Here is a 20137-nt window from a genome sequence, read left to right as displayed (position 1 = left end):
CGTTGTGTTTTCACAGCGACCTTTTTTACAGACTAAAAAAACAAACTTTTATTATATATCAAACGCATTAGTTGTATTTTTGCAACCTATAAACTAGCATAACAAACAATTATGGTACTATATAAAAGAAAAGAGATACGATATATTGTCTCCATTGCCGTTCTTCTTTTCTTCCCCCTTTTCTGCAACGCTGCCGCCACAGAAGAACCAGAGGAAGAGATCCTGTTCATTACCTCATACAATTCTGACACTAAATATACCTACGATAACATCAGCACATTTATAGAAACCTACACCCAATTGGGAGGAAGATACTCGACCATTGTAGAAAACATGAATGCGACGGATTTAACGCAGGCGCACCAATGGAAAAAAACATTAACCGATATTTTAGACAAACATCCGAAAGCTAAATTAGTGATTCTTTTGGGTGGTGAAGCATGGAGCAGTTTCCTTCATCTTGAAGATGAGAAATATAAGCAGCTTCCTGTTTTCTGCGCAATGGCATCACGCAACGGCATCCGTATTCCGGAGGATTCAATCGATATGCGGAACTATAATCCTGTAAGTATCAACTTAACGGAACGAATGAAGGAGTACAACGTAAAATACTGTGATACATACGAATATAACATCAGCAAAGATATCGAAATGATACAGGATTTCTACCCGGACACAGAGCACCTGGTATTTGTATCGGATAATACCTATAACGGACTTGCCGAACTGGCATGGTTCAAGAAAAACCTGCAACATTTCCCGCAGTTATCCATCACCTATATTGACGGCCGCATCCACACACTCGATATGGCTGCCAATCAATTGCGCAATCTTCCCAGAAACACAGCAATGCTTCTTGGTATCTGGAGAATTGACAGCCGGGGAATCACTTACATGAACAACTCCGTTTATGCTTTTTCCAAAGCCAATCCACTCCTGCCTGTGTTCAGTATGACTTCCACCGCAATAGGCTATTGGGCCATCGGAGGATATGTCCCGCAATATGAAGGAGTGGGAAAAAATATGGGAGAATATGCTTACCGCTTTTTAGACCAGAAGGAAACGGGTATCAGCAGCATCAATGTCTTACCCAACCGATATAAATTTGACGCGAAGAAACTAAAGGAATGGGGATTTGAAAACAAGAAGTTGCCTGTCAACTCAATGGTTATCAATCAGCCTATCCCCTTCTTTGTAGCCTACAAGACAGAAGTGCAATTTATCCTGATTATCTTCCTCGTATTAGTAGGAAGTCTGATGATTTCCCTGTATTACTATTACCGGACGAAAATCCTGAAAAATCACCTTGAAAGAACCACGCAACAATTGCGGGAAGATAAAGAGAAACTGGAAGAGTCTGAAATCGAATTACGCGACGCCAAAGAGCGCGCCGAAGAAGCTAATCAATTAAAAAGTGCTTTTGTCTCGAATATGAGCCATGAGATACGGACACCTTTAAATGCAATTGTCGGTTTCTCCAGCCTGATTATCGGTTCGGTAGAGCAGAATGATGAATTGAAAGAATATGCGGATATCGTCCAGACTAATTCCAATTTATTGCTCCAACTGATTAGCGATGTACTGGATATATCACGCCTGGAATCAGGAAAGCTGCAATTCAACTATGAATGGTGCGAGCTAGTGAACCATTGCCAGAATATGATTACTCTCACCAACCGGAACAAGACAGTGGATGTAGACATCAAACTCCAAATGCCTAAGGAGCCTTACATGCTCTACACGGACCCGTTGCGTCTGCAACAGATTATTATCAACCTGCTGAATAATGCCTTGAAATTCACTCCTGCCGGAGGAAGTATCACGCTGGATTATGAAGTGGACGAAGAAAAGCAATGTATGCTGTTCTCGGTGACAGATACCGGCACGGGAATCCCCGAAGATAAACAGGAACTCGTATTCCAACGTTTCGAAAAGCTGAATGAATTCGTGCAAGGTACAGGGTTGGGACTGGCTATCTGTAAACTGACCATCCAATATATGGGAGGTGATATATGGATTGACAAGAGCTACAAAAATGGCGCCCGATTTATCTTTTCTCATCCCATCAAAAAACAGGAATCAACAGAAAAATGAAAAAAAATCGACTGATTTAGTGTTTTTCTGTTTCTTTTTCGCTTACTTTGCTCCCGTAAAGACAAAGGGGTGCCCCATGAGGGGCTGAGATTATACCCTAGGAACCTGAGGCAGTTAATACTGACGTAGGGATTGTGTTTCTTCTTATCGCCTTTCCATTTAAGCACGCTCTTTGTATTTACTTTCAACTTATTTATTCTGATAGGACAATGAAAGTACAAGTGAACAACAAAGAGGTGGAAATGACTCCTGCTTCTACCCTTACGCAACTGACAGCACAGCTCGAACTTCCGGTTCAAGGCATTGCTATCGCCGTAAACAACAAAATGATTCCCCGTACCGAATGGGAGTGTTTCATTCTACACGAGAACGATAACCTAGTGATTATCAAAGCTGCTTGTGGAGGATAAGGAGATGATTAGTCTACAATTTATCACGCATCAGACCGAACGGTATTCGTACCTCGAATCGGCACGTATGGCACTCGAAGGCGGATGCAAATGGATCCAGCTACGTATGAAAGACGCTCCTCTCGAAGAAGTGGAAGCAGTAGCCCTGCAACTGAAGCCGCTTTGCAAAGAGCACGAAGCAATCCTGATTCTGGATGACCACGTCGAACTGGCCAAAAAGCTGGAAGTGGACGGTGTACATCTAGGCAAAAAGGATATGCCTATCGACCAGGCCCGCCAAATACTTGGTGAAGCCTTTATTATCGGCGGCACTGCAAACACTTTCGAAGATGTCGTACAACACTATCGTGCCGGAGCCGATTATCTCGGCATCGGTCCTTTCCGGTTTACTACCACTAAAAAGAATCTAAGCCCTGTACTGGGTTTGGAGGGCTATTCTTCTATTCTTTCACAGATGAAGGAAGCGAATATCGAAATCCCCGTTGTAGCTATCGGGGGAATCACTTTTGAGGATATTCCTGCCATACTTCATACAGGAGTAAATGGAATAGCCCTGTCAGGAACTATTCTCGGAGCAGATAATCCGGTAGAAGAAACACGTAGAATCATTGAAAGTGATCTATAATTTATCAAATGATAAATGGAATTTTAATTCAGACAGAAGAACAAAAGAACATAAAAGCTGCACTTAGATAATTATTTCTACTGTTTTATTTTTGTTCTTATGTTCTTCTGTCTCAAAAAATCAGCATTTAAATAATCAACTAAAATATATAGAATGGAAAAGTTAGTAATTGCGGGACGCGAATTTAGCTCCCGCCTTTTCCTGGGAACAGGAAAATTCAATTCCAATGAAGTAATGGAACAAGCTATCCTGGCTTCGGGTACGGAAATGGTAACTGTTGCCATGAAACGAATCGACATGGATAACAAAGAAGACGACATGCTGAAACATATCATTCATCCGAATATTCAGTTATTGCCCAACACCTCCGGTGTACGTAACGCGGAAGAAGCTATTTTCGCCGCACAACTGGCTCACGAAGCCTTTGGAACAAACTGGCTGAAACTGGAAATTCATCCGGACCCGCGCTATCTGCTCCCCGACTCTATCGAAACACTGAAAGCTACGGAAGAACTGGTGAAACTGGGCTTTATCGTGTTACCTTATTGCCAGGCTGACCCTGTACTCTGCAAACGGCTGGAAGAAGCAGGCGCAGCTACCGTTATGCCGCTCGGTGCCCCCATCGGTACGAACAAAGGATTGCAGACAAAAGAATTCCTGCAAATCATTATCGAACAGGCAGGTATCCCGGTGGTAGTGGATGCCGGTATCGGCGCGCCAAGCCATGCTGCCGAAGCAATGGAACTGGGAGCTTCCGCTGTATTAGTGAATACTGCAATAGCCGTTGCCGGAAATCCGGTAGAAATGGCTAAAGCATTCAAAGCAGCTACAGAAGCCGGAAGACAGGCGTACGAAGCAGGATTAGGATTACAAGCCGTCGACTTTGTAGCAGAAGCAAGTTCACCTCTAACGGCTTTTCTTGATTAAAACAAATAAACTATGGAACAAAAAATAAAATTCCCCCGCTCGCAGAAAGTCTATTTACCTGGTAAACTTTATCCGAATATCCGCGTTGCCATGCGGAAAGTGGAGCAAGTGCCCAGTGTCAGCTTTGAAGGCGAAGAAAAGATAGCAACACCAAATCCGGAAATATATGTATATGATACCAGCGGACCGTTCAGTGATGCGGAAATGAACATTGACCTCAAAAAAGGACTGCCCCGCATGCGTGAAGAATGGATCGTGGGGCGTGGTGATGTAGAGCAACTTCCCGAAATTACTTCAGAATACGGACAAATGAGAAGAGATGATAAAAGTCTCGATCACTTACGTTTCGAACACATCGCCCTGCCCTATCGCGCTAAAAAAGGGGAAGCAATCACCCAAATGGCGTATGCCAAAAGAGGAATTATCACTCCTGAAATGGAATACGTAGCGATCCGCGAAAATATGAATTGTGAGGAACTGGGAATTAAAACTCACATTACCCCCGAATTTGTTCGTCAGGAGATTGCGGAGGGACGTGCTGTACTACCGGCCAACATCAACCACCCGGAAGCTGAACCGATGATTATCGGACGTAACTTCCTTGTAAAAATCAATACGAACATCGGAAATTCGGCTACTACCTCCAGCATTGATGAAGAAGTGGAGAAAGCACTGTGGAGCTGTAAATGGGGTGGAGACACGTTGATGGATCTTTCCACAGGAGAAAACATCCATGAAACACGTGAATGGATTATCCGCAATTGTCCCGTACCGGTAGGCACTGTTCCTATTTATCAGGCACTTGAAAAAGTGAATGGCATAGTGGAAGACCTCACCTGGGAAATCTACCGGGACACATTGATTGAACAATGTGAACAAGGGGTAGATTACTTTACCATCCATGCAGGGATTCGCCGTCATAATGTTCATCTTGCCGATAATCGCTTGTGCGGCATTGTCAGCCGTGGAGGAAGTATTATGAGTAAATGGTGCCTCGTACACGATCAGGAAAGTTTCTTATACGATCATTTTGACGATATCTGTGATATTCTGGCACAATATGACGTAGCCGTGTCATTAGGTGACGGACTTCGTCCGGGTTCTATCTACGACGCAAACGATGAAGCGCAGTTTGCCGAACTCGATACCATGGGAGAGCTGGTGCTCCGTGCCTGGGATAAAAATGTTCAGGCATTTATTGAAGGCCCCGGACACGTTCCGATGCATAAAATTAAAGAGAACATGGAACGTCAGATTGAAAAATGCCATGACGCCCCTTTCTACACGCTCGGCCCGTTGGTGACGGATATTGCTCCCGGATACGACCATATCACTTCTGCTATCGGTGCCGCACAAATCGGATGGTTGGGGACGGCTATGCTTTGTTATGTCACCCCGAAAGAACACCTTGCCTTACCTGATAAAGAAGACGTACGCGTAGGAGTAATCACTTACAAGATAGCCGCTCATGCCGCTGACCTGGCAAAAGGACACCCGGGTGCACAGGTACGCGACAACGCATTGAGTAAAGCTCGCTATGAGTTCCGCTGGAAAGACCAGTTCGACCTATCTCTCGATCCGGAACGGGCGCAGACCTATTTCCGCGCAGGACACCATATCGACGGAGAATATTGTACGATGTGCGGACCTAATTTCTGTGCAATGAGATTGTCACGCGATTTAAAGAAAAGCACTAAAAGCAACAAATAATGAGTGGGGAGAAACAAAACGTCAGGCCACTGACCTACCCTCTCCCCTCATTTTAATTTTCAATTTTTAATTTATAATTGAATAAAATGTTCTCAGACGAATTAGAAAAAATATCCTGGGAAGAGACGACAAAAGCCATCTATTCCAAAACAGATGCTGACGTACGCCGTGCGTTGGGTAAAAAAGAGCATCTGGATGTCAACGACTTTATGGCGCTGATTTCACCTGCCGCCACTCCTTATCTGGAAGTGATGGCACGCCTTAGTCAGAAATATACAATGGAACGGTTCGGTAAGACAATCTCTATGTTTGTACCGCTCTACCTGACTAATTCATGTACCAATTCCTGTGTCTATTGCGGTTTTCACATCAGCAATCCGATGAAGAGAACGATATTGACAGAGGAAGAGATTGTCAATGAATACAAAGCCATCAAACGGTTGGCTCCTTTTGAGAATCTACTGCTTGTAACCGGTGAAAACCCGGCCGCAGCAGGTGTCCCATACATTGCCCGGGCGTTGGATTTGGCAAAGCCTTATTTCAGCAACCTGCAAATTGAAGTAATGCCTCTTAAAGCGGAAGAATACAAGGAGCTAACCAATCATGGCCTGAACGGAGTGATCTGTTTTCAAGAGACTTACCATAAAGCAAATTACAAAACGTATCATCCAAGAGGCATGAAGTCAAAATTCGAATGGCGTGTAAACGGCTTCGACCGCATGGGGCAGGCAGGTGTACACAAGATTGGTATGGGTGTCCTGATCGGTCTGGAGGAATGGCGAACCGACGTAACGATGATGGCTTATCATCTGCGTTATTTGCAGAAGCATTACTGGAAAACGAAATATAGCGTAAACTTCCCGCGTATGCGCCCGTCTGAAAACGGCGGATTCCAGCCGAATGTAGTCATGAATGACCGGGAACTCGCCCAACTTACATTCGCCATGCGAATCTTCGACCATGATGTAGATATCTCTTATTCTACCCGTGAGAGCGCAGAAATCCGAAACCACATGGCAACACTTGGCGTAACCACAATGAGTGCGGAAAGTAAAACTGAACCGGGAGGATATTTCAGTTATCCTCAAACCCTGGAACAATTTCACGTAAGTGATGAGCGAAAGGCGGTTGAAGTGGAACGTGATTTGAAAAAACTGGGTCGTGAACCCGTCTGGAAAGATTGGGATCAGTCTTTTGATTTTAAAAGATAAACAGATGCGATACGACAGACAAATTATACTTCCCGAAGTCGGAGAAGAAGGTCAGAAGAAACTGCAGGAAGCCAAAGTGCTTATTGTAGGCATGGGAGGGCTGGGCTCTCCCATCGCCCTCTACCTGACAGGTGCAGGTGTGGGATGCCTGGGACTGGTAGATGATGACTTGGTAAGCATCACCAACCTACAACGACAAGTGCTCTATTCCGAAAAGGAATTAGGTAAACCAAAAGCTATCTGTGCTGCGGAACGGCTCTCCGCTCTCAACAGTGAAATCGAAATACACCCCTACGCTGCCCGGCTGACGAAAGACAATGCGTATGATATCATTCAGGAATATGATATAGTGGTGGATGGCTGCGACAACTTTGCCACCCGCTACCTGATTAACGACATTTGCATTGAACAGAAAAAGCCCTACGTATATGGTGCTATCTGCGGTTTTGAAGGACAGGTTTCTGTGTTCAACTACGGAAATCAAAAGAAAAACTACCGGGATCTTTATCCCGATGAAGAAGAAATGCAACGGATGCCTCCTCCGCCCAAAGGAGTGATGGGGGTTACTCCTGCCATTGTAGGGAGCATTGAAGCTACGGAAGTATTGAAAATAATCTGTGGCTTTGGTGATGTTTTAGCCGGCGAACTATGGACAATTGACCTGCGGACACTGCAATCTAACAAATTTTCACTATAAAGGTTGGTTTCTGACATAGTTAATTAGTAACTTTGCTAAACAATCCAATTTTAACAAAAGAAATGAAACTAATTGTAGTTACCACCCCTACTTTCTTCGTCGAAGAAGATAAGATTATTACCGCTCTTTTCGAAGAGGGGCTGGATGTCCTACATCTTAGAAAGCCGGAGACTCCGGCTATGTATTCGGAACGGCTATTGACACTTATTCCGGATAAATATCACCGTCGCATCGTTACACATGAGCATTTTTATCTAAAAGAAGAATTCAACCTGATGGGAATTCACCTGAATGCGCGTAACCCCAAAGAACCGCATGATTATTATGGTCATATCAGTTGTTCCTGCCATTCAGTGGAGGAGGTAAAAAACAGAAAGCACTTTTACGACTATGTTTTTATGAGCCCTATCTATGACAGTATCTCTAAAGTGAATTACTATTCAACATACACTGCCGAAGAGTTACGCGAAGCACAAAGAGCCAAGATTATCGACTCGAAAGTGATGGCATTGGGAGGTATCAATGAAGACAATTTATTGGAGATTAAGGATTTCGGTTTCGGAGGGGCTGTCGTCTTAGGAGATCTCTGGAATAGATTCGACGCTTGTCAGGACCAAAATTATTTAGCCGTAATCGAGCATTTCAAAAAGCTGAAGAAACTATCAGATTAATAAATATAGCCGATCATAAAACTAACTGGTTATGCTTCCTCATTTTATCCAATAAGAGAAGTGTTTTTCCCAATCATGAAATATTAAAAAAGCCGTTGCGAATTACCTTCTGCAACGGCTCTCTATTTTTTCAGTGTTTTCTTATCAGAACTTATATCCTACAACAATAGAAAAGTTCATGTTTTTAGGATTACCAACTTTTTCCACATCAACTAAACCAAATTGACCATCTAATCCTGCAATGATTCTACCAAATTCCAATGCAACTCCTACGCCAAGACCTGCATCAAAACGCTTCAAAGCATCATCACCAAAAGTATCAACTTTACGTTCTGTATCGTTTCCTAAATCAAATTTTGTTTTACCAGCAATACCACAAGCAAAATAAGGACCTGCATTAACTACAAGATTCGTATTATCTGCAACATTAAAACGTGCAGCAGCCATTACCGGTAATTCCAAATACATTGCATTAATGCTATTTCCATCTTTCTTTGCACCTTTACTAGTCAAGAATAATGAAGGCTGCAATGACCATGTATCATTAAAAGCATATTCAAAACCTCCTCCAAGCTTAAAGCCAACTTTTGCATTCAGATCAAGATCACCTGTATAATTACTAAAGTTCATCCCTACCTTGGCATTCCAACCTGTAATTTGAGAAAAACCTGCTACTGAAATCAGCGCAAATAAAACAAACAAAACACTCTTCTTCATAATTTTAAAGTTTTAAATTAATACTAAAGGTTTTTATTGACCTTATTGTTTAACAATGCAAATGTATAATTGTAATTTGTATTAAACAACTTTTTCGTTAACAAGTGCGTAATTTATAGAGATTATACATAAAAAAAGGGAATTCCCTATTTTTGAGAACTCCCTTTCCTATTTTGTTGAATTACTTTTCTTCTTATCAGAATGCGTAGTGGAAACCAATTGAAAGGTCTTCGCTAGTAAGATTAAGTCCGAATGAATGCTTAATAGGAGCATAATCCTCATCATAATCCATATTTCTCCGATAACCCAAGAAACCATACTTAGCTATAAAAGAGAAATTGTCATTCAACTTAACTGCGATTCCCGGTCTCAAACCGACTTGACCTCTTTTAAAAGTATCTCCATCTTTCACTTTATCAAAACCGATTGAAGCGGTTCCATCTAAGAATAAACGCACAATACCACTTTCATAATAAGAGAAACGGATATACGGAGCAAAGTCAAATGAATTCATAGAAACTTTGTTTGCATACTCATGTCCATACGCTAATTCAGCACCCAGCGCCCATGTTTCATTAAAGTTGTATCCGATTTCCGGAGCAATTTTAAAAGAAGTAGTGTTGCCTGTGCTGTTACGCCAAACGTTCAAAGATCCGCCTACGTAAATGTCTTGTGCTTTTACAGCGATAGTTGCTAACATCACAACTACCAATAATAAACCCTTTTTCATTTTCTTTGTTTTTTAAATTAAACGTTAGACCCCAATTCGGTCGATTGATTTCTGGGTGCAAATGTAAAGCAGTTTTTATGAACAAACAAACATTTAGTTAGTTTTTTATAATAAACACCAAATAAATGTTTAACGGAGACTCTGTACATCATATTATATAGCAACACAAAATTCTTGCTATCGATTCTTATTCAAATATATTGCATGTAGTGAGTGTTGTCATACCATAATAAGCCAAAGGATTTAAGAAGTAATGAGGACTGTTTCTTTAAGATTTAGTATCTTTGACGGGTGGTAAGCCTTTCAGCCATCAGACACAGACGCGTTTGACTGACATTGTATAGTGTAAAATGCTTCGTTATTATGAAAGTAAAGGCAATAAAACAGTTAGTTTAAACGATTGGGTATGTCAATAGAAATAAAGTATTTCGAGAACAGAAAAGATTGGCGAAAGTGGTTGAATGACAACTTTGAGATTGCCAATGAAGTTTGGTTTGTATTTCCCAGCAAGTCTTCAGGCGAAAAAAGTATCACATACAACGACGCTGTTGAAGAAGCTCTTTGTTTCGAGTGGATTGACAGTACAATAAAATCGCTCGACAAAGAACATAAAATTCAGCATTTCACACCCAGAAACCCTAAAAGTACCTATTCGCAAGCTAACAAAGAAAGACTTAAGTGGCTATTGGAAAATAAAATGATACACCCCAAATTTGAGGATAAAATACGAAATGTATTATCTGATCCTTTCATTTTCCCCAATGATATAATTGAAAGATTGAAGGAAGATAAGACAATATGGGAAAATTATCTCCATTTTTCCGACGCATATAAACGTATCCGAATTGCATACATTGAAGCAGCCAGAAAACGACCTGAAGAATTTGAAAAGCGATTAAACAACTTTATCAATAAAACGAAAGAAAATAAAAAAATCAGAGGATTTGGCGGAATAGAGAAATACTATTCATCCCAACTAAAAATCAATGATAATCTAAAATAAAATAGGCTGCAAATACTTTCACAAGTATTTACAGCCTATTTATCAGATAGTTAAGTACCTAACCAGCGTATTTGACTATCCTTCTATCGCTGCCTGCGCGGCTGCCAGTCTTGCCTATTAATCAACAAGTTAGTCTTTCATTGCAAGCATACTGAAAACTTCATTAATTCTATAATAGTTCTTCAGCACATTCAATACAGTCTGTCATTGATTGCTTTGCTACAAAAGTAGCAATATTATTTTAATATAATAGTATATAGATACTAAGTTTCCTCCTTCTGTTTCATAACTAAATTAGTTTAAAGTATTATTCAATAGATATCAACTTGATATAATTTGTTGCCGATAAAGCATAAATCGACCTATATTAAGATTAAGGTAGAGGCTACTAAGTTCTGCACCTTTTCTTAAATAGGATAAATACACAGATGGTGATGTAACTGTATATGAGAGGTCGAAGATTACAAATAGCCTTCACTAAAACAGATAGTCCAATATAACGTCAATTATACTATATATTTAATTGTTACAATCATTGCTGTCCCATTAAAATCTAAAATAGCTCTTTGAAATATTTGAAATTTAGTTAGTTACAGCGTTTTTTCGATTAAACGGATTTCAATTTGCATTTTTGCATCTCTGAAAGGAGATTTGCAAATGCATAAAGAAAAATACGTTTTCTCTCAACTAGTGTCATTCTTAGATAGGAATAAGTTCAACTACATTGTGCGCAAGTATGATGGCGACAAATATGTGAAGCACTTCACCTGCTGGAATCAGCTACTTGCTTTGATGTTTGGTCAACTTTCTAATCGTGAAAGTTTGCGAGATTTGATAGTTGCTCTTGAAGCTCATCATTCCAAATGTTATCATTTAGGGATGGGTAAAAACGTATCAAAGTCATCGTTGGCAAGAGCAAATCAAGATAGAGACTATCATATCTTTGAAGAATACGCTTACTACCTAGTTAGCGAAGCACGGCAAAAGCGTGTTAATCATATTTTCAAACTTGGCGGTAACGTTTATGCTTTTGATTCGACAACTATCGACCTGTGTCTTTCAGTCTTTTGGTGGGCTAAATTCCGCAAGAAGAAAGGAGGTATCAAAGTGCATACATTATATGATGTAGAAACACAGATCCCTGCATTTTTTCATATCACGGAAGCATCCGTACATGATTCTAAAGCTATGATTGAAATACCTTATGAACCAGGTTCTTATTACATCTTTGACCGCGGATACAACAACTTCAAGATGCTGAATAGGATTCATCTGATTGAAGCCTACTTCGTTGTCAGAGCAAAAAAGAACCTTCAATGCAAATTCATCAAATGGAAACGCAGACTGCCTAAGAATGTGCTTTCAGATGCGAGTGTTCTTCTGACTGGATTCTATCCTAAACAATACTATCCAGAGCCTATTAGACTTGTTAAATATTGGGATGAGGAACAAGAAAGAGAGTTCATATTCATAACCAATGCCATGCATATATCTGCGCTTCAAGTGGCTGAACTTTATAAAAACCGCTGGCAGGTAGAGCTGTTTTTCAAATGGCTCAAGCAGCATCTTAGAATCAAAAGATTTTGGGGTACTACAGAGAATGCCGTTCGAATACAGATATATGCTGCAATATGCACTTACTGTTTGGTGGCAATCATTCAACACGATATGCAACTGGATAGAAGTACATATGAAGTGCTACAAATATTGAGCATCTCATTGACTGATAAAACTCATCTGAAAGACCTTTTTGACAAAACTAAATTTCAAAATGACAAAGAACGATTCGGACCAAATGGGCCAAGTTTATTTAATTTTTAATTTGTCCCAATTTTAATGGGACACTAGTGTGTTACAATAATTTCATAGTGCAAAAGAATGAAAAATGAGGAAATCAACAAAGAAAGCTTTCAATATATTTGTTTCATTCAAAAGAAATACATTCCTTTGCAAAGAGTTTATGCAGGACATGAACTCGGCAATGCCTTATCAGCTTGCACTCTCTAATGACGCAGCAGCCACTCCGGATATTAGAGTGAAGCCTTTACAAAAGTGTAGATAGTAAAGGTGGACAGGTTCAGATAACACACACAATAGATACCAATTCTGTTGGGTGTTTTTTTATGCCTTGTTCGTTCCTGCAATAGCTTACTCCAGTGGTACAGTTGGAGAACTAAATAAATTATGTTGTGGTGTACCACACAACGAAAAAATAAATAAAATGAAGCAGAAAAATGAAAATTATCTGGCAACTGCTTCCAATGCAGCTACTGCACATCTAAGAGATGGACAGGCAGTAGAAAAATTGGAAAAGGATTCTAATATCCTTTATGATTTATTTGACCTTGAAAAAATATTCAAGGTTACTAAAAGAACATTGTTTAATTGGAGAGCCAAAGGCGAACTTCCGCTAATAGAATTTGGCGGTAAGTTGTATTTGTCCAAAGGACAGTTGAGGGAACTCATTATCCAGAAAGGAGGTAATTTATGAAAACTACTGATTTAACAACATTGTCTAATCATGCCATAACCATGATAGCAATTCAACAAGTCCAAAATTTCTTGAGTAGAACATATGTATTCAGATACAATGAAAATACCCATAGAATAGTCTACAAGAGGATTTCAGATGCAGAAGAGTTTCATTACCTGTCTGATTATGAACTCAACTTAATGCTAAAGGATATCGGAAACGCTAATATTCCATGTTCTAAGGATTTACTTAGGAAGGCTATATTTGCAAGCTATGTGCAAAAGTTTAATCCTTTTGCAGGCTATCTGAATAATTTGCCAGAATGGGATGGGAAAGACTATGTATCATTGTTAGCTAGTAGTATTATTACTACCAACAAAGAATACTGGCAGTCTTGCTTGAAAAAATGGTTAGTTGCTATGGTTGCTTCATTAAAAGAAGAAAGGGTGATTAGTCATACTGCTATCATCCTTGGGGGTACACATGGCATTGGTAAAGCAAGATGGTTTCATTCTATCATTCCTTTTGAATTGCAAGAATTTATAGTTCCATTTACTGGAATTACAAACAAAAAGCAATTTTTTAAAGATTTCGAGACCAATGGGAGATGTTTATGTTTTGAAGTTGAGCATATTAATACTCAACATGGCATACCGCTTGACCAGCTATTTGCACAATTACTAAGCCTTTATGAAACAGGATTTCAGTATTGGTTTAATGAAGATGAAATAGCTTTAGTAAATGAGAAAAATGTACAGTTTAAAGCTGTTTCTGTTGAAGAAAAAGTTTTAATCAGCTTTTTCGAAACATGTAATGGAAGCAGCAAGTGCATTTATGCAACCGGCTCAAATTGAACAGGTATTGGTGCAGAAAACTGGATTTAGGTCATTGTCAATGCAAACATTAGGTCATGTTTTGAAAGAAAAGCAATCTGAATAACCATTAAAATATAAGTTACCCACTTACCTTACTGTAGGGTAAGCAGGGTAACTTATTTTTATGTATTTATCATGTTTCTTTTAGAGATGATAACTGGCTATGATTAGTGATGAAATTAATAAGAGACTGCAATTATCCTATATGATTTAACTTTAGATACCTTCTAATCAATATAGTAGACATTGCCTACACTTACATATCCAAATATTTTGTATCTATCTTGGCTTCTTTTCATAGTTATACTAGATAAAGAGCAGTCATAGCAATATACTTTTTCTATTTGGAGACAATTAGATATATCCAAAGTACTAATTGCTGTATAGCTGCAACTCAGTGATTTAAGCTTTTGATTGTTAGATATATCTAAGCTTGCAATTTTGCTATAATTACAATTTATGTTTTCCAACTCAAAATTATTCGATATATCTAATATATGTATGTCTGTTAGTCCACAGTTTAATTCAACTAATTTGGGACACTTAGATATATTTAATGTTGAAATGGATGCTTGCTCACAATCTAATATCTTTAATTCTTGATTATTAGATAAATCAAGGCTAGTAGCCCACCATAAATTTTTACACCTCAATTCCTGTAAACTTTTGTTACTAGACAGGTTTAACTCCTGAATAGAGTTCATGTTTTCGAGTTCATCTTCATCAATTATATCATTATTATTACTATCAATAATGAGTAAATTACCACATTCTAGATGAGTCAAGTTCTTATTCTTAGATACATCCAAATCTTTTAAGCCACAGCTATTACATTTTAACGAGGCTAATTTGAGGTTTTTTGATACATCTAATGATTTTATGATACAACAATTACATTCAAGAGACGTTAAATTCGTGAAATATTGTATTCCTTTTAAGGATTTCACTTTAGTCAATACACCATTTATATTAGTGGTTGAATTACCAAAGCCAATAGTTGTGACTGCTTGAGCCTCAATAGGAGACACCTTGCCATCTTTGTTTACATCAAAGTTATCATAACAGTACTTCATGAATTCTATATCATCCATAGCTGAACAGACATCATCAGGTTCAGACATCTCTGGATACCCTGTTAATGACTCATTCTCATCACTTTTGCTGCATCCTGTACATAGTAGAACTACAGCCAACACTAAAAATACTTTTTTCATAATGCTTTATTATATTTTAATACATAAGTTTCAATTTCTCAAAGTCAATAATCCACTTATTCTCTAGTAGAAAGTCAGTACCTAGAAGAGCATGTACCTGTATTCCACTTTCATCCTCAATGCTTTTAAAGGCATCAAGTAGAGGTTTTACACAGAATTTAGGTTTATACATCTGACCTTCAAAAATGAAAGGTAGAGTAATCATATCTACCTTATGCTTACTTCCTTCTATTCCATTGATATAATAATCACCAACAGGTTCTACTATATCTTTAAAATATTCAACTACAGTGCTGTCTATCAGACTACAGGTGCTTCCAGTATCTAAGATGAAGCAAATGTACTTTTCCTTTACCTTAACTATAATTAGAGGTAATTGCACCTTACTTATAGAAAACGATAGATTGTGTTCCATACTATTTTAAGGTAGAACACATTGTGTATGAGTTCTTTCCATCTTTATAGTTGTAGTGCAGTATGACTTCTATGTTGTCAGGCATCTGATAAATGTCTTCATTGTCTCTTGTCTGATGTGATATACATCCTTCACGTAATGAATTCTGTACTTCATAATAACTGTCTTGTACAAACTTCGTGCATTGAGGTATAGCATGTTTTGCTTCTATACCAAAAGTATACTGTAGAATGATATTACTTTGAACACTTATTGTCTGTAATCCTATAAAATAAGGATGAGTTTTTTCCCAGCATTCATATCTCATTATATTATTAGATATTGTTTTTATATAAGTGTACTTGTGAAAATCTGTATAATTGTGAACATTAGTTCCTACTAATTGAGCCTTAACTATTGTAGAACAGAATAGTAACATTCCAAATATTATTCGGAAAGTCAATTGTGAATTGTATTTTATCATATTATTAATTTTGTAGTGGAGAATTATAAGCCAATTTTCTTCTTAAATATGGATTTTAAAGCTCCATGGCTTGTCTTTGTAACTATGTTACCTAAATCAATAGTATATTCATTGTCATCTTCTTCTTGGGGACATGCTGTGTAATAATAGAGTTTAGTTTTATAAAAATAGTATTGCCATACACCTCTCGTATCAAGATTTGCCTTTCCTGAAAAGATAGGTTCTACATAAATACATTTAGCACAAGGTTCTAAATCATTTAGCGATTTATTTATACGACAAATGATGTTTAAAGATTTAAAATATTCACATAGTTCACCTGTGAAAAAGTTCAAAACAGGATTAGAGTGAAAGTCATCTTCATCAATCATGATAGATATGTACTTTGCACTTCTTAATACCTCATACTGTTTTTGTGCCTTGATATTATAACAACTTAGCAAAACGAAAAACAAAAATAAGCAACACCTTTTCTTCATGATAATTTCCTTTTGTAGCCATACTACAAAAAGAAGGTGTGAGCCTAACCTTAGTTGCTTATCAGAAGGTATCGCCAAACACCTATAACCATGCAAATAAGGAAAGCCCACACCTATATGGTATGAGCATTCACTAACCTGCTTTTGATGGTTATATCTGATTGAAATTGGCGATTTCTCTGATAACATCAAGCAAGAAGCAAACACTTCTTCTTCTAATATGTCTTAGTTAAACATCTATTTCATTAATTGTCATTTAATTAATACTGCTGCAAAGATAGAACTTTCCAGTCATACTTCATCATCTGACAGTCATAAATTAATAGGTTTCAAGGCATATCAATACCATAGATGCAGGCTATATCCTTATAATACCAAGGTAGGGCTAATTGTTCACTTTCTGTATGCCCAATTGATAAATAGAGTACCAGTAACTATCAATATAAGCCACTGTAATATCATATCTAATGCTGTCATATATACACAAGTTAAAGCCCCAGTCCATGATGAACTAGGGCTATCAACAACAATAAAAACACATAGTAAGAGGTATATAACCTCTTAATCCTTAAGTATCATACTTGTGAGGACAACCCCCACTAGAATCAAGATTATCTCACACATAATTCAATCGACATTTAATTTAATCTAACTTACTAACTATTGCTATAATTCATGTTTACATACTTCACCGAACCTCAAGTGGTTAAGTAATTATAGCAGCACTTCTCTATACTTTACAATAAAATACCATCTGTTATTGATAATGTATTCACTTCTCTTAATAATAAGAAATAGAAGTGGATACAATTTATCCTGCTTACTTATTAATATATTATACCAACAAAGTGAGATTCTCAAAATTTCCCATCATAATGGTATAATAACAGCAGAGGGGGATGGATTTAATAGAAGGTAGGGTAATGTAGACCTTAGAAGGTTAAGTATTTATAGTTTTCCTTCATCATGATAGGAGTAGTATTCCTTCTCTGGACTTAAGATTATATGGTCTGCTACATGAATCTCCATGAGTTCAGCCACCTTCCTTACTTTTTCAGTCAAAACATCATCCAAAGTACTGGGTTTCATGCTTCCAGAAGGGTGATTATGTGCCAATATTACCTGTGTTGCATTAGCCAATAAGGCAGCTTGTAATATCAACCTTACATCTACATAAGTTGCAGATATTCCACCTTCTGAAATAGGTACTATACCCAGTACTCTGTTAGACTGATTAAGTAGCACTACTTTAAAGCTTTCCTTGTATTCTATTGTATCATCAGGGAAGTACTTTATCAATAGTTCATAGGCATCCTGTGAGCTATTTATCTTGTATCTAGTTGATGATTTGACATTGCTTTTATAGCTCAATTGAACCTCTGCTACATTCATTATACTATCCATAAGATGCACTAATTAATGAACCAACTATATTCATTTTCACCATATAAAGCCTTATTAAGTCCTTCTGTCAATTGGGTGGCATTAAGTGACCTGTCCAAGAAGTTGTCAATGTAGCTACTTTTATTAGCTCCAGTTAGTAAGTTGTACACATTCCACATGCTAATTTCCCTGCTGTCCAAAAGGGTGCTAAAGTTATCATCATTATAATATGCTTTGGCAACTAATCCTATCTGGGTATCAGTCATTAGCATCTGTGGTAACTTCTTCTTCTGGTCTACAGGTAAGAACTGATATAATCTGCATCTACCTAAGAACTGGGCAAATTGGGACTCTCTCATATAAGTATCCTTGTAGGCTGACATATAATACAAGTGCTTGGCTATGTTGTATTCTTGGAACAGCCTCATCACTGCATTCAATAGTTCAGCAGTACTCATAACCTTTAATTCTGACCTGTAACCATCTGTTGATACACACATGTTACAGCATACCATGTTTTGAAAGCCAATGAACACCTTGAACTTCTCTGCACCCTTTTTGCTGTAGAGGTTCTCATGGTTATAAGCCCTGACTCCACCTATGGTTAAATTCAGTCTGTTACCTGCAATATCCTCATATATGGTAGGTATCTCAAAACAGAACATCATTCTCTCAAAGTAGATGGTTTTATCAGATTCCAATAGTTGATTCACTGGCTTATGAATAGCTTCCGGTATTCTGCCTTTGATTACATGACTTACCCTGATGGCAGGTTCTTCTATTCTCTCATTGGAGAAGACTTTATTAGCTGCTTCCCATACAGTTTCAATGAAACTGGAGTGTGATATAGTAACCTCATTGTCCTTAGAGAACACAGGTGTAATACATTCCTCCTTGAGGTACTGCATGGTTGCTTCCTTTGTATTAGCCTCAATAAAAGGTAACTTATTACCTTCTCTGGTGCTTATGGAATCAGCTTCTACAGGATTTGTTGATATAATGCCTGTGTTGATGATTTCTATTGGCTCAACTGTTTGAATATAAGGGTTATCTACCTTATTTCTATTAGGGTATATCAGATTAGCTCTGACTGGCTGCAACTGCATTATTTCCATATCTAATGTAATTAGGGGTATAGTTAATAGTTGGTTGATTCTGTTTGTCCATAAGTACTTCTTTCTTCTGCATGAAGTCTGATGTTAACTGTTGATACCATTCAGGAAATTGATGATAGATGGCAGTCAGTTCTTCAATGGTTTTACTACTCTTAATCTTACTTCTTATCATCTCCAAATTGACACCATCATTACACCAGTCAAGTATTATCTGACCTGTAGCAGGTGTAATGGTAAAATCAGGCTTACCTATGAACAGGTTTGTCCTATCTTTAGATGCAATAGTCTGGTGCTTCATGTTGATGTCAAAGACTATGGTAAACTCATAATCTATACCATCTCTCATGACTGCTTTAAGTCCTACTTTCTCCGGTATCATCTTGCCATTCTTCTCACTTAGAACATAGTCTTGTTTGCATCTCATAGTGCATATAACATGACTTCCAGACTGCAATACTTTCTGCATGAAAGCATTGATTCTGGGTGTCACCTTCTGCCAATTGGTGAAGCTGTTACCTTGTAATCCTGCATGGTATTCAAGCAAGTTATCCCAACACTGGGAAATGCTATCAATTATAATAACTTCCATGCCAGCACCTTCACATACTTCAATAGCCTGTATGTAGGTTTCAGGTGTAAAGTTATCACTTAGGCTTAATACATTATAAGCACCTAAGTGAGCATAAAGGTCTGCACTTCCATTCTCACTGTCAATAATGGCTATCTTAGTCCAGTCATTACATAGACCATAAGCTAAAAGTAATGCTGAATAGGTCTTTCCTGAACCTGCACAGCCTTGAAGAGCAAGCTTAATCTTAGCCTGCTTCTTGGATGAAACTCTTAAGTTCAACATGTCTGAATAGGGTTAATTGTTATACACAGTCTATAAAGAAAAAGGGAAGCAAGCCCTAATAGACTTACTTCC

21 protein-coding genes and 1 riboswitch are annotated in these 20137 nt (G+C 38.2%); of the genes, 13 read left to right on the top strand and 8 right to left on the bottom strand.

What is annotated here, in order from left to right; genetic code table 11:
* The first annotated feature begins 111 nt into the window (after window positions 1–111).
* The 8 genes from HMPREF9009_RS15495 (at window position 112) to HMPREF9009_RS15460 (ending at window position 8345) form a co-directional block, all read left to right on the top strand.
* Window positions 112–2094, top strand: a complete 1983-nt coding sequence (locus HMPREF9009_RS15495) for an ATP-binding protein (RefSeq protein ID WP_049702640.1) — start codon at window positions 112–114, stop codon at window positions 2092–2094.
* A 55-nt stretch (window positions 2095–2149) separates the two neighbouring features.
* Window positions 2150–2243: riboswitch (TPP riboswitch) on the top strand.
* A 60-nt stretch (window positions 2244–2303) separates the two neighbouring features.
* Window positions 2304–2504 (top strand): sulfur carrier protein ThiS, encoded by a 201-nt coding sequence (gene thiS / locus HMPREF9009_RS15490; RefSeq protein ID WP_049702639.1) that lies wholly within the window; start codon window positions 2304–2306, stop codon window positions 2502–2504.
* A gap of 4 nt (window positions 2505–2508) precedes the next feature.
* Window positions 2509–3129, top strand: coding sequence for a thiamine phosphate synthase (locus HMPREF9009_RS15485; protein ID WP_008022656.1), 621 nt, complete (start codon window positions 2509–2511; stop codon window positions 3127–3129).
* Between the two features lie 153 nt (window positions 3130–3282).
* Window positions 3283–4056: a thiazole synthase gene (locus HMPREF9009_RS15480; protein WP_049702638.1), complete on the top strand. Its 774-nt coding sequence runs from the start codon at window positions 3283–3285 to the stop codon at window positions 4054–4056.
* 12 nt (window positions 4057–4068) lie between these two features.
* A complete protein-coding gene (thiC, locus tag HMPREF9009_RS15475; RefSeq protein WP_049702637.1) occupies window positions 4069–5766 on the top strand; it encodes a phosphomethylpyrimidine synthase ThiC in 1698 nt (565 codons plus the stop codon).
* Between the two features lie 86 nt (window positions 5767–5852).
* Entirely contained in the window at window positions 5853–6977 is a 1125-nt protein-coding gene (gene thiH / locus HMPREF9009_RS15470) for a 2-iminoacetate synthase ThiH (protein WP_004313167.1), read from the top strand.
* Window positions 6978–6981: 4 nt separating this feature from the next.
* A complete protein-coding gene (locus tag HMPREF9009_RS15465; protein WP_008770632.1) occupies window positions 6982–7674 on the top strand; it encodes a HesA/MoeB/ThiF family protein in 693 nt (230 codons plus the stop codon).
* Between the two features lie 62 nt (window positions 7675–7736).
* Entirely contained in the window at window positions 7737–8345 is a 609-nt protein-coding gene (locus HMPREF9009_RS15460) for a thiamine phosphate synthase (protein WP_004313169.1), read from the top strand.
* 144 nt (window positions 8346–8489) lie between these two features.
* Here HMPREF9009_RS15460 and HMPREF9009_RS15455 read toward each other — a convergent pair whose 3' ends face one another.
* Both HMPREF9009_RS15455 and HMPREF9009_RS15450 read right to left on the bottom strand, forming a co-directional pair.
* Window positions 8490–9062: a porin family protein gene (locus tag HMPREF9009_RS15455; protein WP_049702636.1), complete on the bottom strand. Its 573-nt coding sequence runs from the start codon at window positions 9060–9062 to the stop codon at window positions 8490–8492.
* A 196-nt stretch (window positions 9063–9258) separates the two neighbouring features.
* Window positions 9259–9792, bottom strand: a complete 534-nt coding sequence (locus HMPREF9009_RS15450) for an outer membrane beta-barrel protein (RefSeq protein ID WP_009039498.1) — start codon at window positions 9790–9792, stop codon at window positions 9259–9261.
* A 406-nt stretch (window positions 9793–10198) separates the two neighbouring features.
* Here HMPREF9009_RS15450 and HMPREF9009_RS15445 point away from each other — a divergent pair, with 406 nt between their 5' ends.
* The 5 genes from HMPREF9009_RS15445 (at window position 10199) to HMPREF9009_RS15430 (ending at window position 14122) form a co-directional block, all read left to right on the top strand.
* A complete protein-coding gene (locus tag HMPREF9009_RS15445; RefSeq protein ID WP_004313172.1) occupies window positions 10199–10795 on the top strand; it encodes a YdeI/OmpD-associated family protein in 597 nt (198 codons plus the stop codon).
* Window positions 10796–11452: 657 nt separating this feature from the next.
* The gene (locus HMPREF9009_RS15440; RefSeq protein ID WP_049702635.1) at window positions 11453–12616 is read left to right on the top strand and encodes an IS4 family transposase; all 1164 of its coding nucleotides are present in this window, start codon (window positions 11453–11455) and stop codon (window positions 12614–12616) included.
* Window positions 12617–12680: 64 nt separating this feature from the next.
* On the top strand, window positions 12681–12857 hold the full coding sequence (locus tag HMPREF9009_RS25830) for a hypothetical protein (RefSeq protein WP_153882615.1): 177 nt from the start codon (window positions 12681–12683) through the stop codon (window positions 12855–12857).
* Window positions 12858–13016: 159 nt separating this feature from the next.
* A complete protein-coding gene (locus tag HMPREF9009_RS15435) occupies window positions 13017–13286 on the top strand; it encodes a MerR family transcriptional regulator (RefSeq protein WP_049702634.1) in 270 nt (89 codons plus the stop codon).
* Complete coding sequence (locus HMPREF9009_RS15430; protein WP_049702633.1) at window positions 13283–14122, top strand: VapE domain-containing protein; 840 nt, start codon at window positions 13283–13285, stop codon at window positions 14120–14122. Before HMPREF9009_RS15435 ends, HMPREF9009_RS15430 begins: the two co-directional genes overlap by 4 nt.
* A 248-nt stretch (window positions 14123–14370) precedes the next feature.
* On the opposite strand, the gene HMPREF9009_RS15425 is transcribed toward HMPREF9009_RS15430, so the two are convergent.
* The 6 genes from HMPREF9009_RS15425 to HMPREF9009_RS15395 form a co-directional block, all read right to left on the bottom strand.
* Entirely contained in the window at window positions 14371–15357 is a 987-nt protein-coding gene (locus tag HMPREF9009_RS15425; RefSeq protein ID WP_049702632.1) for a leucine-rich repeat domain-containing protein, read from the bottom strand.
* A gap of 16 nt (window positions 15358–15373) precedes the next feature.
* A complete protein-coding gene (locus HMPREF9009_RS15420; RefSeq protein ID WP_049702631.1) occupies window positions 15374–15772 on the bottom strand; it encodes a pepsin/retropepsin-like aspartic protease family protein in 399 nt (132 codons plus the stop codon).
* 486 nt (window positions 15773–16258) lie between these two features.
* Window positions 16259–16606, bottom strand: a complete 348-nt coding sequence (locus HMPREF9009_RS25825) for a hypothetical protein (protein WP_120067814.1) — start codon at window positions 16604–16606, stop codon at window positions 16259–16261.
* Window positions 16607–17662: 1056 nt separating this feature from the next.
* The gene (locus tag HMPREF9009_RS15405) at window positions 17663–18118 is read right to left on the bottom strand and encodes a JAB domain-containing protein (protein ID WP_049702628.1); all 456 of its coding nucleotides are present in this window, start codon (window positions 18116–18118) and stop codon (window positions 17663–17665) included.
* 8 nt (window positions 18119–18126) lie between these two features.
* Window positions 18127–19212 (bottom strand): DUF3871 family protein, encoded by a 1086-nt coding sequence (locus HMPREF9009_RS15400; protein WP_049702627.1) that lies wholly within the window; start codon window positions 19210–19212, stop codon window positions 18127–18129.
* On the bottom strand, window positions 19178–20065 hold the full coding sequence (locus HMPREF9009_RS15395) for an AAA family ATPase (protein WP_049702626.1): 888 nt from the start codon (window positions 20063–20065) through the stop codon (window positions 19178–19180). The genes HMPREF9009_RS15400 and HMPREF9009_RS15395 overlap by 35 nt, the downstream gene beginning before the upstream one ends.
* Window positions 20066–20137 lie beyond the last annotated feature (72 nt).

Origin of the sequence: Bacteroides sp. 3_1_13 (assembly GCF_001185845.1) — a bacterium.
Classification (GTDB): domain Bacteria; phylum Bacteroidota; class Bacteroidia; order Bacteroidales; family Bacteroidaceae; genus Bacteroides; species Bacteroides xylanisolvens.
This window is presented reverse-complemented; position numbering and strand designations above follow the sequence as displayed.